General features: G+C 59.9%; 9 protein-coding genes and 1 pseudogene. 4 read left to right on the forward strand and 6 right to left on the reverse strand.

Annotated elements, in window-relative coordinates; all coding sequences use genetic code 11:
- Positions 1-2 precede the first annotated feature (2 nt).
- From rpmF to mutM, 3 genes are read left to right on the forward strand one after another with little or no spacing between them, the layout of a single operon-like run.
- Complete coding sequence (gene rpmF, locus ACXR2T_RS13040) at positions 3-206, forward strand: 50S ribosomal protein L32 (RefSeq protein WP_017793916.1); 204 nt, start codon at positions 3-5, stop codon at positions 204-206.
- A 10-nt stretch (positions 207-216) separates the two neighbouring features.
- Positions 217-957, forward strand: a complete 741-nt coding sequence (gene rnc / locus ACXR2T_RS13045) for a ribonuclease III (protein WP_458839664.1) — start codon at positions 217-219, stop codon at positions 955-957.
- A gap of 9 nt (positions 958-966) precedes the next feature.
- The gene (gene mutM, locus ACXR2T_RS13050; protein ID WP_458839662.1) at positions 967-1,962 is read left to right on the forward strand and encodes a bifunctional DNA-formamidopyrimidine glycosylase/DNA-(apurinic or apyrimidinic site) lyase; all 996 of its coding nucleotides are present in this window, start codon (positions 967-969) and stop codon (positions 1,960-1,962) included.
- 103 nt (positions 1,963-2,065) lie between these two features.
- Here the strand turns inward: mutM and ACXR2T_RS13055 are convergent, their stop codons facing one another.
- The 6 genes from ACXR2T_RS13055 to ACXR2T_RS13080 all read right to left on the reverse strand — a co-directional run bounded on the left by ACXR2T_RS13055 (position 2,066) and on the right by ACXR2T_RS13080 (position 12,237).
- Entirely contained in the window at positions 2,066-3,154 is a 1,089-nt protein-coding gene (locus tag ACXR2T_RS13055; protein ID WP_458839660.1) for an endonuclease NucS domain-containing protein, read from the reverse strand.
- Positions 3,144-4,340 (reverse strand): GIY-YIG nuclease family protein, encoded by a 1,197-nt coding sequence (locus tag ACXR2T_RS13060; RefSeq protein ID WP_458839658.1) that lies wholly within the window; start codon positions 4,338-4,340, stop codon positions 3,144-3,146. The genes ACXR2T_RS13055 and ACXR2T_RS13060 overlap by 11 nt, the downstream gene beginning before the upstream one ends.
- The gene (locus ACXR2T_RS13065; RefSeq protein ID WP_458839656.1) at positions 4,337-6,322 is read right to left on the reverse strand and encodes a DEAD/DEAH box helicase; all 1,986 of its coding nucleotides are present in this window, start codon (positions 6,320-6,322) and stop codon (positions 4,337-4,339) included. Before ACXR2T_RS13065 ends, ACXR2T_RS13060 begins: the two co-directional genes overlap by 4 nt.
- Positions 6,319-9,039, reverse strand: coding sequence for a DNA methyltransferase (locus ACXR2T_RS13070; RefSeq protein WP_458839654.1), 2,721 nt, complete (start codon positions 9,037-9,039; stop codon positions 6,319-6,321). Before ACXR2T_RS13070 ends, ACXR2T_RS13065 begins: the two co-directional genes overlap by 4 nt.
- Positions 9,040-9,833: 794 nt before the next feature.
- A complete protein-coding gene (locus ACXR2T_RS13075; RefSeq protein ID WP_458839652.1) occupies positions 9,834-10,859 on the reverse strand; it encodes a hypothetical protein in 1,026 nt (341 codons plus the stop codon).
- A gap of 415 nt (positions 10,860-11,274) precedes the next feature.
- Positions 11,275-12,237 (reverse strand): 5'-nucleotidase, encoded by a 963-nt coding sequence (locus ACXR2T_RS13080; protein ID WP_458839650.1) that lies wholly within the window; start codon positions 12,235-12,237, stop codon positions 11,275-11,277.
- Between the two features lie 250 nt (positions 12,238-12,487).
- On the opposite strand from ACXR2T_RS13080, the pseudogene ACXR2T_RS13085 reads away from it, so the two are divergent.
- Positions 12,488-12,622 (forward strand): annotated as a pseudogene (locus ACXR2T_RS13085) (zinc finger domain-containing protein); the annotation flags it as partial.
- Between the last annotated feature and the right edge of the window lie 12 nt (positions 12,623-12,634).

Consider the following 12,634-nt stretch of genomic DNA (forward strand, 5'->3'; position numbering starts at 1 on the left):
TCATGGCTGTTCCCAAGCGGAAGATGTCGCGCTCGAACACCCGTCACCGCCGTTCGGCGTGGAAGGCCTCGGTCCCGACCCTGGTCAAGACTGTAGAAAACGGCAAGACCGTTTACAGCCTCCCGCACCGCGCTCGCGTAGTTGAGGACTCACAGGGCACCCCCCTGTTCCTCGAGTACAAGGGCCGCAAGGTCGCTGACGCGTAAGTCTTTTCGCGTGACAGGGAACGAACACTCGATCCCGCACACCGAAGCTGGAACGCCGTCGGGAACGCCTCAGGGCGGGCCCGGCGGCGTTCTTCGTTCATTCGGTGTCGCGATCGACGACGAGCTACTGCAGCTCGCATTTACACACCGCTCGTGGGCGTACGAACACGACGGTGCACCCCACAACGAGCGCCTCGAATTCTTGGGTGACTCGGTGTTGGGGCTGGCCGTGACAGACATGCTGTATCGCACCTACCCCGCTCTCACCGAGGGCGATCTCGCAAAACGCCGCGCAGCGCTCGTGTCGAGTGTCGCGCTCGCTGAGGTGGCCCTCGGCCTCGGCCTCGGCGCATTCTTGCGGCTCGGTAAAGGCGAAGAAGGCACGGGGGGCCGCGAGAAAGCCTCGATTTTGGCTGACGCGGTTGAGGCCGTGATCGGGGCGGTTTATCTGTCGACCACACCCCAGGTCGCCGCACAGTTTGTGCTCGACCTGATCGCGCCGCTCTTGGCAGACCCCGCCCGGTTTACCGAGGCACTCGACCCCAAAACCTCGCTGCAGGCGATCGCCGCTTCGCTCGGCCTGCCGCATCCGCCGTATCTTACTGCGGGCACAGGCCCCGACCACGCCAAACGCTACACCTCGACGGTGACGCTTGACGGGGTGACCGGCTTTGGCCGTGGCACGAGCAAGAAGGTCGCCGAGCTGGCGGCCGCGCGTGACGCGGTGCGCCAACTGGGCCCCCGAGGTTAAAAAGCACGCATGCCTGAGTTGCCCGAGGTTGAAGTGGTGCGGGCGGGGCTCGCCCCCGCCGTCACCGGCGCCCGCATCGCGGGCTGCGAGGTGCTCGACCCCCGGGCGCTCAAACGGCACGTGCCGCTGGCGGGTGGGTTCGCTGATGGTCGCACCGGCCACGGCGTGACACTCACCGCCGGCGAGGGCGCGGTGCGCGCCGCCGACTTTGAGCGGCGCGTCGTGGGGCTTTCGCTCGCGGCGCCTATGCGGCGCGGTAAGTTCATGTGGATTCCGGTGGGCGGCGGGCTTGTTGCTGCCGGTGCGGCCGGTGCCGAGCCGGGCCGTGCACTGCTCGTGCACCTAGGCATGAGCGGCCAAATGCTGCTGCGCGAGGTCGACGCCGCAGACGACCGGCACGTGCGGGTGCGGCTGTGGCTCGAACACCCCGCGCACGGCGAGCTGCGCCTCGACTTCTCTGACCAACGGCTCTTTGGTTCGCTCGCGCTCGACACTCTCGTGCCGGATCCCTTCACGACGGCCGCCGAGCGGCTTTCGCCGCGCGTGCCCGGCCAGGCGGTGCACATCGCCCCCGATCCGCTCGAGCCGGTGTTCGATGATGCGGCGTTTGTGGCGCGCTTGCGTGCGCGCACCCGCGGCGTTAAACAGCTGATCCTCGACCAGTCGATCGTCAGTGGCGTCGGCAACATCTACGCCGACGAGGCACTCTGGCGGGCGCGATTGCACCCCGAGACGGCGGGATCAGCGGTGAGCGTGCGCAAGGCCCGTGAGCTACTCGAAGCGTTGCGCGACGTGTTTCGCAAGGCGCTCGCAGAGGGCGGCACCAGCTTCGATGCGCAATACGTCAACGTGAACGGGCAGGCCGGTTACTTCGCGCACTCGCTGAACGCGTATAGCCGCGGGGGAGAGCCGTGCCCGCGCTGCGGCACCTTGATTCGGCGCGTGCCGTTTGGTGGGCGTTCGTCGCACTTTTGTCCGCGGTGCCAGCGCAAGCGGTCTTCTTAGTCGCGCACTGTGCTCCGAGGGCGAGGAGTGCGAAGCGGGTCTACGCAAGGTTGCGGGAGCGCTGGAGGCAAGCAGGTCGTTCAGGGCGTCCAAGCCGAGAAGGTCAGTCGTCGAGGTCGAACTCGTTCGTCACCTGCTCGATGGTGAACTTCTGACGCAGCTTCGCTGCGGTGTTCTGGTTCGCGAACATTCCGTTCTTCCACACCGCCTGCTCGCGAGGCACAGTCTTGGTCCATTCGACGGGCACCACCCACTCAGCGCTGTTGTCTTCATCGTCGCCCTCGTGGCGATAGCTGCCGACGAGCGGGAGGCTCTGCAGCGGCGTCTCGACGCCGTCGACCTCGACCAGTGCCTCGTCGAAGCGTCGGGCCTCTCCGCTCACGGTGCCGACGCCGACGTAGCCCGCTTTGGGGATGTGTACGAAGACTCGAGCGTCGATCGGCAGGTTCTTCAGGGTCCGAGAAAACCACGCCCCGCCGCCGCCCGAGACGAAGCCATACTTCTGCGCGTCCGCCCACTGGCGGGAGCCTCTGTCGTCACCGAACGCGACGTACCAGTCGCTGCCGTTCCACGACTCACGAGTTTTCGTCTGCCGAGCGGGCGCAGCGCCTGCAGCCTGCTGGCCTTCGTTTTCGACCAACCAGGTGCGGGCGAGGTACCTCGCCCCGTTGTCTTCGAAGTGGCGAAAGAAGACGACGTTGATCGGCACGGCGAAGCCTTCGTTGAGAAACCGCACGATGCGCTCGGTGGCCGCGTCGACGCTCGCCGCGACGATCGTGAATGTCTGCGTGCTGTTGACCTCCTCTGGTAGGGTCTCGTTGAAGCACTCCGCGAAAGCCTCCTCGAGCGCGACCCCGGGCTTGTATGCCTCGAAGATGCCTTGGACCTGGGCACGGCCCAGCCCCGCGACCCAAGAGCCGTAGTCCAGAACCTGGGCCGTGACGTCGCGCGGAGTCTTGTCGCGCTTGAGCTCGATGACATGAACAGCAGCAGTCTCATCGAGTGCGAGCAAGTCGATGAAGCCGCCGTACACCGTAGGGACCTGGCGACCGATGATCAGCAGCGTCTCACCGAGCATCGACGGGTCGGACTCGATGTACGTCTCGAGGTGGGACTCGAGACCGATTGAAGTCGGGACGATGCGGCTGAGCTGGCCACCCTCCGCGCGCCACAGGCCCATTTCAACTGCCACGATTGCTCCGTTCGACCAGTTTCTGCTCTACCCGGTCATACTCGTACTCGACGATCTCGCCAGACATGATCATGGAGATGGCCTGGTTGATCACGTCTCGCGGCACTATGAACCACTCGGATGGGTCGTAGTCCCGGCCCTTACTGTCGACCTGTGTCAGGTCCAGGCGGACCTCGGCGAACACCCGGTGCAACAGGTTCTCTAGCGCCGACGCCCTGAGGTTGTACACGCGGTAGTCGGCCACGATTGTGACCGGAGCCATCAGATACGTCGGCGACGTCGACGCGCCCTTCACACGCTGTTCGACGCTCGTTGTCGAGAATCCGATCTTGTGCAGGTCCTTCATGTTGGCGATCAACGGATCGGTGCTGAGTGATTGCAGCACGTAGATGTGGCCGCTCTCGATGTCTGTGTCCAAGATCTCGCTCACATCGTGCCCTGTGCGCGCGAGCACCTGCCCCTGGGCCTCGTACATGCGCGTCATCAGACTCTGTCGGTACATGGCCGACTCGGTGCCGTTCTCGAACACAACGCGCAGGCGCTGCTTCTGTGTGCGTTTGCCGCCCACAACAAGGTCGACGTCGTCACCGACCTCGGCGACGAAGCACATCACTCCGTTGAGCACGAAGAACACGCCTTCGCGAATCAGATCCATGCCGGTGAACGGCTTCAGTGTGAACGTGCCGTCCTGCATCTCAGCATGCTTCGCCTTGAACAGCGGCTCGAACTGCTCAAAGTCATTTGCCTTCACTCGCTGAGCGATCGACTCGGCCGACTCGGGGCGCTTGACCATAGGCAAGTCCGACACGTCGAGAATCCCTGACTCATCGCCTAACAGATCATCAAAGTCGTGGTTCTCGAGCAGGTCGTCGATGGAGGCCGGGGCTTCGGGTGCTTCGAGCAGGCCGAACTCATCGAGATGCTTTACAGCTTCGGCCTTCGCATCGTTGGCCAGAAACCCATCGAGGCGTGCACCGAGCTTACGCTCGGCAATCTCGCGTGTCTGTGAACTGGGCAGTCGCCCCTCTGCGCGCCGAAATTCGACAATCTCGAGAAAGGCACGCTCGAGGCGGTCCGACGAGGTGAGCTTCTTCGGCTTCTCCGGCGTATTCAGTAGCTCGTCGTGGAGGATGTCATCGAGGGTAATCACGAGATCCTCTTTAGCCGTGTAATCGATCGGTGTCATGAGGGTTCTACCATCTCGGTTTCGGCCTTCTCGGACTGACGCTGCTGTTTCAACCTCTGTAAGAACAGCAGCGCCGCGGCCAAGTTCTTCTCCGCGGGGTCTTCCGAGCGAAGGTCAGGGCGCTTTCCATTGACCTGCACCCAGGTCTTTATCTTCGGGTACAGAGCCAGAGCCTCCTCTTCAGAGAACTGGATCTTGGTCGAGGTGATCGTGTCCTGGATCAGCCGCAGCACCGATGGCGTTACCGACTTCGACAACACCTCGAACGCCCGTTGGAACGGATTGACAGAGTCGATGAGGTTGATGTTCAACTCCTCGATGTTCACGAACTTCTCGGCCATCTTGATGAAGCGCTTGTCGCCGACTTCGCGTACTTCGCCGTTCTTGACCACCGAGTCGACGACCACCTGCTGGCGTACCTCTTCGACCTGCTCCTCGGTGAGGTCTGGGTACTTCTCTCTAATGATCTTCGGGATCAGAACTTTGTTCGTCGTCTCGGCGTCGACGGAGCCTGCGGCGGCCTTGGCGAACGTGTCGTCCTGCAAGATCGTGGCCTTCAGATCGTTCAGGTCCGTCTCGACGATCTGCTTCACGCGATTGCTGGAGGGCTCCTTGAAGCCCTTGATCTTCAGCTCGCCCTTCTTTGCGGGTTCATCGTCGTCGAACTTCTTTGTTTTGAAGTTGAAGTTCGGTGCGAGCACCTGCTCCATGAGCAGCGACGCCGTGATCGCCTTCAGCATGTTGTTCACCGATACCTTGACTTCGCCCTGCGAGGCGTCTGGCTCGGCGATGAGATTCGTAAACTGCGCGTGCGATTTGCCCGGGCTGTCACGCGTCACGCGGCCGATGATCTGGATCACCTCTGTGAGGGAGGCTCGGTATCCGACGGTGAGCGCATGCTCCGCGAACGGCCAGTCGAAGCCCTCTTTCGCCATGCCCAGCGCGATGATGATGTCGACCCCGTCGCGCTCCTTCGACGCGATGTGCGACAGGTAGTGCAGCGTGTCGCCGCGCTTCTGCAGGTTGGTATCGTCGACGAGGTCAGCGACGCGCACGATCGCTTCAGTATCTTTGCGGCGTACACTGATGATCCCCGTGTCGGGATCGGTCGACACGACGTGCCCGATCGCGTCGATGATTCGGCCGACTTCTTCGATCTTGTCCTTCGTGGACTCGCCGGAGTTAACGCTCGGAATGTGCACGATCGTCTTCTTCTCGAGATCGAGCACCTCGTGAATGGCGTCGGTGTATCGCCCCTGGTAGAAGTGGTGCCCGATGCCCAGGGAGCGTAGGTGCTCGTAGCCGTTGAGCTGGTCGTAATAGTTGAACGTGACTGGCGTGAACTTCGCCTCGTCTTCGGGCGACAGCACCGGCACCGAGTCTCCACGAAAGTAGGAGCCCGTCATTGCGACGATGTGCACGTCTGAGCCGTTCATTACGTCGCGCAGTAGCGCACCCAGGCGTGACGATTCCGTGTCGGCCGAGACATGGTGGAACTCATCGATTGCCAGCACCGTGCCGTTGAAAGATTCGGGGGCCAGCTTCTCGAACGCGAACCGCAGCGTCGCGTGCGTGCAGACAAGGACCGCGTCAGGTCCCTCGAGGAAGTTGATAAATGCGTCGACTTTGCCCGCTGATGAGCCCGCGTCGCACAGATTGTGCTCGTCCTTGATCTCCCAGTCCGCCCAGAAACCATACTTGGTTAGGTCGGTAGGTGCGAACGAAGCTCCGATCGAGCGCTCTGGCACCGCGACGATGACCTTCTTGCGGCCCTGGTTGTAGAGCTTGTCGAGTGCCACGAACATCAGCGCGCGCGACTTGCCTGACGCCGGCGGGGCTTTAACTAGCAGATGCTGGGCGTCGCGCCGCTCGAAGACGCGCTTCTGCATCTCTCGCATGCCCCGCTTATCGGTGTTGACCGAGGCCCTCGTCTGCGCGTAGGTAACATCGACGAGGTTCACGGGCTTGTTGATCGCGTTCACTTTATAGTCCTCCGGGTCTTCTTCGTCGGGGCCTTCGCGGCCTCCTCAGCAGTCATGCGCTCATACATGGCGAACAGGTCTGACAGACGCTTTTCGTCCGTCTCGTACGGCTTCTTCGAGTAGATCGAATCGACCAGTGCGTCGACCGCAGCATGCGCCTCGCGCAAGTCCTGCGGCATCTTGTCTGGGTCGTAAAGGTCAGCCAGCGTCTGCTCACAGTGGTATTCACGCACATCGAGCACTCGCAGGGCGGCGATTGTTAGTTTCTCTTTCATTGCCTCTGACAACGGTGGCACGGGGAAGTTGTTGTAGACAATCATGTTCGAGTAGCTGTAGTCGGTCTTTAGTCGTCCGCTAATTGCCCGCATCCAGCCCATATGCATCGCCGAATTCAGTAAGCTGAATACCCATAGCTCTGCATCATATATTGCGTAAGCGCGGTCCGAAATAATCATCGCTGAATCTAGATAACCCATTGGAACATAAGAGCGTCGCTCAGATGATACTCGAGGGAAAATGATTGATTCTGTTGGCTTATATGCGGTCTGCAAGAACCTGTTGGGCTTTGCCGCATGAGCTTGCACACCGATTTCAGCTCGACTCTTACGCCAAATCGTCACCGCTTCGAACCGTGCTGCGATTGGTGGGATGAGCATCGCGTCATTGAGCTCAGAGTCCGAGACCCATATGCAATAACGCGGGATGTCCTTGATGAACTCGGCGGAGCCAATGTATCGCTTAAGATAACGAGCTGAACGGGGGTCTGCTCGTAACGCCTGCACATACTCCGGCTCATCGAGAAGTAGATTTCCGCCATCTTTCGGCATTGACCCGAGTGTCATTTGTGGCAAGGCTGGGGAGAGTGGGGTGGACCTGCGGTTGATCCAAATGTTGGGGGCATCGGCGAGGTATCCGTTGATATTCTTCGCTTCGATCTGGAGACCATCTGTGAAGATGAATTTCCCGCCTGTTCTTTCTGAACGGAGGCTAATTACCGCAACGGTAACACCGGCATTGTGTTTTGCGTTGTTTGCCCATTTGAAAGAGGTGTGAGCGTACCCGATTTCTACTCCTTGAGAGAAGACTGCCGGAAACATTAGGCCAACGTGCTGACCCTGTGCGACTGAGTTTGTCGTGACGAACGCCAATTCTGCTTGAGTGCCCGCGATGTAGTCGGCCCCCTTGACGAACCACAACGCGATGTAGTCCAAGTCCTTTGAGTAAGGCCGACCCTTAAACACGTAGGGATAGTCCGCCTTCATTTCGCTGGACTGTGTCTTGCCGCCTTTGTATGGTGGATTCCCAATCAAGTAGATCTCAGCTTCGCCATCGTTCGGGCAGACAACGTTCCAGTCCACCCGTGTCGCGTTCCCGGCACTGATCTGTCCCGTCTCTTTCAGTGGGATCAGAGGGATCTCGACGCGGAACTTCTCACGAAACTCGCGGTTCATCTGGTGCTTCGCGATCCAGAGCGAGAGGATCGCGACCTCGACGGCGAAATCGTCGATCTCGATGCCGTAGAAGTTCTCGATGCTGATCTTCGAGTCTGCCCACAACACCTGGTGGGAAGAACTCAGCTCGGCGAGGCGCTCGAGGACCGCATGCTCGAGCTTGCGCAGCTCCTTGTACGCGATAACGAGAAAGTTTCCTGATCCACAGGCGGGGTCGAATACCTTGATCTCAGCGATGCGGTCCAACAGTCGAATGAGCCGGCGCTCGCTGTTCTGCGCTTCATTTATCTCATCCCTCAATGCTTCGAGGAACAGAGGCTCGATAGTCTTGAGGATGTTCGGCACCGAGGTGTAGTGCTGACCCAGGTCACTTCGCTTGCCCGGTGTGACGATCGCCTGAAACATCGAGCCGAAAATGTCTGGGTTGATGTCGCGCCAAATCAGTGTGCCTGACGCGATGAGTTCTTCACGTGCTTGCTTGGTGAAACGTGGCACGACCTGATCGCCTTCGGCAGTGAACAACCGACCGTTCACGTACGGGAAGTCGACAAGATGCTTGGGCTTGTCGGCAGGGTCGGCGGTGTCCAGAGCTTTGAACAGCTCGGCCAAGAACTCCGACAGGTCCGAGCCATCGGGTTGGGTCTGCGAGCCGACCGCGTTGGTGAACTGGTTGTCGCCGAAGACCCCGGTGTCCTCAGCAAAGAAGCAGAACAACAGTCGCGTAAAGAAGATGTTGAGTGAGTGGCGGCCGCGTTCGTCGTCAAAGATCCCCGGGTTTGCCTGTAGCAGCTCGTCGAAGAGCTTGCCCATGCGCTCAGCGGCTTTAATGTCGGCATGCGATTCGGCGACGTACTGCGCCTTCTCCATGCCTGCCCAGGGTAGGAAGAACGTGAAGTGCTGGTCGATCTCCCGAATTGGGAAGCCAATCGTCTCGCGCGTTTTGATGTCGTGGGCGACCACATCGACGTAGTCGGTAACGATGACGAAGCGCGTGCTGAAGCGAACCGCAGCTGGCGAAGACTTGAGCTCCTCGGCGACTTCAAGCGGGTCACTTGTCGTCTCCTTGAAGTAGACGACACTCTTCTGGGCGACCTCGGTCTCGGGATCAACAGCGATGTTCAGTGATCCGTTGCGCAGCCGCGTCACGTTGCCCTGCGGCTTCCCGTAGGCGAGCAGTAGATCGAAGATAAACTCCCGGCCGTACGTCGCCCTACCGGCCAGTGGAGCGACGCGCTCCTCGACTGCTTTGAGGCTGAGTCTTGCCATATGGATGTCCTACTCTCACACGTGCTGCATCGAAGAAAACAGCAAGTCATCGCGCGCTTTTGAATCTTCAACGAAGCGGCGCATCACGTCGTGATCATCCTATCGGCGGGGTGCGACATCAACCGCGAGCGCCACCGACGCGGCAGCGGTTAAGCAGATTTCTACAAATCTCGACGTGGAGGTCTGCTTGACCGCTATATCAATGGGGTTCACGCCGAGTGACGACGCTCGAGGGATCCAGAGTAGACGTCAGCTGCCGATCGCAGCGCCAGGAAATGCAGTGCCGACGATGAACGTCATTCTTGAACTTCCTCGAACGGATAAATCACAGGGAGTAGGCCGTGCTCGGGTCATGGGAATGCTTGGGTGCTCCCAAGTCATCTGTGCCAGCACCGGGATCCGGATAGCAACCGCCGCCGCACTCGGAGTAGATCCTGGAGCCGTCGCTGGTGGTGGACACGCGGACCGGCAGGCCATTTAGGCATGGAACGTCGTTGTTGTACTCCATGTACTCAGCCTCTCTGAAGTCTTCGCGAAGTGACAGAGAAATTTGTCTGCCAACTGAGGTGCATTGTCAGAGGTGCCTGCAATGCTTGCAGCAAGACCCTGCTCAACGAAGTGAATAACCCCTGGAACCGTTTCACTCGCTGGTGGAGTGGCGAGCAATCTCGCCGCCGAGGGCGCGATAGATCTTACGTTCCAGTTCTTCGGCTGGATCGCCGACGCATGATGGGAGTCGAGAAGCTGTATGTGCCGGTCGAGGTGGTCGCAGACTTAACGAGCGCCAGCATTCCTCAACTCATACGTTCGGCCAGCTGTCCAAAGAAGTCTGCGAGCATCCGGTCGGCAACGTTGTTCATGAGCTCCGCCCCACCGAACCGGTACACCTCGTATCCAGACAGCCTGAGACGGCGGTCCTCGGAGACCATCTCGCTGTACAGCTTTGGACTTGCGATGTCGCCTTCGGCGTAGTGCTGCTTCCCGTCGACCTCGAGCACGACACGATGCCTGTTCGAGAACAAGATGAGAAAGTCCATCCGCTGGCGAGCCAGAGGGCCACCGTCCTGGCCCGCAGCTTTGCGGACAAGCTGCGTGGCTGGATCGAAATGCAGGTAGACCTGTGGGATCAATGCCGGAATGTCAAAGTTTTCGTCTCTATATCGAGCCGCGTAAGCATCGAAGACTCGGAGCTCGACAGGGTTGTTACCCAGGCTTGCCCGCAGTCGCTTGTGGAGATCGAGGCCGACCTCGCGGGCGGTCACGTCGTTGTCTATGCCTTGCCGTTCCCGCCACCATTCAATCAGGTTGCGGTAGGTCAAGCCGTCGGCTGGGATTGGCTGGTCGAAGATCAGGCAGAACTCCGCGTTGCGGACAATCTCGATGTCATTATTGACGGCATCCCGCAGCACCAGTTCAGGCTTTGGACCGTTAGCTGCAAAGATCAGGTTCTTGGCAGGTGTGCCTACTCCGCCGCCACGACCGTATGCGGCCAACAGCGCCGTCAGATTTTCGAGCAGGACGCCAGCCACGTCCAGCTCGGTGACGATGCGCCGTGCCAGGGCGACGAGTCGCGGCAGCTCCCAGCCCTTGGTATAGGCCTTGATCACGTCGCGCTTGCTGTACTCGCTGTGGTCAGCCTGTACATCCGTCTCTGGCCACGGGAGCTTGAGTTCTTCAGCAAGGACGTCTTCAAGGTCGCGACGCGTGTAGGAATCGATGAAGGCTTGCTCGATGGCGGCCCGAAAGGCACGCGATGACGCCTTGACCGGTGCGCGGGGCACGTCAGTAAGTAGTCCCTCAAAAAAGTTGAAGCCGCTCACGCCCCCGATGCTATAGGCGACCCCAGACAGGCCAGCTGCGTCCGAAGCGTGCTCGGCAGTGGTGCGAAGCAGCCAGTAAGTTCTCTCCCGGCTGGCCGACACCGTCGGTGATGCATCGGACAAGACCTACGTCGTTCGTGATAACTAGTTCCGGGGGTCCGGGAAAGTCCCTACGTGCTACTCGTCGCAGAGAAGGGCGGCATGGATCACTATGTTTCTCGTTGTTCGATATGGGTGTGTCACGCTGTTCGGACAGAGTGCCCAGCCGGAATATGCGAGCTACAGCCAGCCGCCTCACGTCGCCAGACCTGACCCAGGTTCGATAACCAGCGTGACATAAAGTCCGCCATGTCGGACTTTAGGCCAGGTGAAAAAAGTCGCTGCGTCCACCGCCGGGCTAGGAGTACGGGTGCGTTCACGTGAGAGGTGTAGCAGGCTGCGTTGCAAGGTTCTTAACTCCGAACGGGACATGGACGCTTGGAACAACGGCGCTCGTCCCTTCCAGATGAGTCATCTGATCGTCGAAGAAGATGTGTGGCTTGAGAATGGCCAACACATCAGACTTTTCCCACCCTCCGAGGAAGAACGCATCGTTCACGCGCAGCCCCCAGGATTTCAACGTGCGTATCGCGCGCGTGTGAGCCGGAGCGTTGCGCGCAGTCACCAACGCGACGAACAAATGTCGTTGGTAATCGTCGTTTGCTGCGACTTGCTCGTCCTCGAGGTCCTGGATCCGGTTGATTGCACCGAGTAGATCTCTTAGCGGGCCGGGTCGCAGTGGGATCGCTTCATTGCGAACTTCGTGATCACGGAAGCCATCGATGCCATCGGACACGTAGATTTGCTCTGCTGAGTCGTCTGCCAGTACTGCATCGAAGTCGAAGGCAATGCGTAGATCGAGGTCGTCAGGGTTGTCTAAGGCCAGGTGTTCGGCCGCTCCGACAACTTGCCCAGCGGGATAGCCGCGTCTGAGGGCTTCCTTCACGTCATCCGGGTTCGCGGACAAGAAGAGCTTCATTTTGAAGGCTGGCATGAACTTGAAAGGTGATCGACCTTGCATGAAGACAGCCCTGGTCATGGGCAACCCATGAGTCTCAATCGAGCGCATGACCCTTGCCCCTGTTTCGGGATCGTTTCGAGAAAGCACGACCACTTCAACGAGCGGAGGATCATCAGGCTTCAGTTTGTTCAGGGACAGGAGTCGTTTAATGAAGGCGAACGCGATTCCCGGCGAGAGCTGCGACTCGTAGTTCTCCTCTTGGAAGTTCCGGTACGCGTCCTCGCCCTGCTCTTCGAACACAGCATGGGACTCGGTCAGGTCAAACAAAGCGCTCGATGCAATACCGATAACGAGGGTCTCGTCGCCATTAACAGACATACGATGATCGTAGTGGGTTTGGCATGCGTGCCGTGACAGGGGGATATGGCGCCTGCCGTGAGCGTTTTCGATTGGCGGGTGTGTGCGGTTTGGCCCTTCGCCGCTGAGAAGTGCGATCTGCACAGTGGACGCTCGCACCAGTCCGACTGCATGGCGTTCGATCGTCCTGTATCGGGCTGTCGTGCGCCCCTCGGGATAAGACGTCGACAGGCGTTACCGAATATATCAATGTTCAAGACGAGGATAAGAAGGTTACTTCGCTCACTCGCTGAACGCGTATGGCCGCGGCGGAGAGCCGTGCCCGCGCTGCGGCACCTGGATTTGGCGCGTGCCGTTTGGTGGGCGTTCGTCGCACTTTTGCCCGCGGTGCCAGCGGCGTCGGTGATTGTTGTCAATG

The organism is Leucobacter faecis (assembly GCF_054456635.2).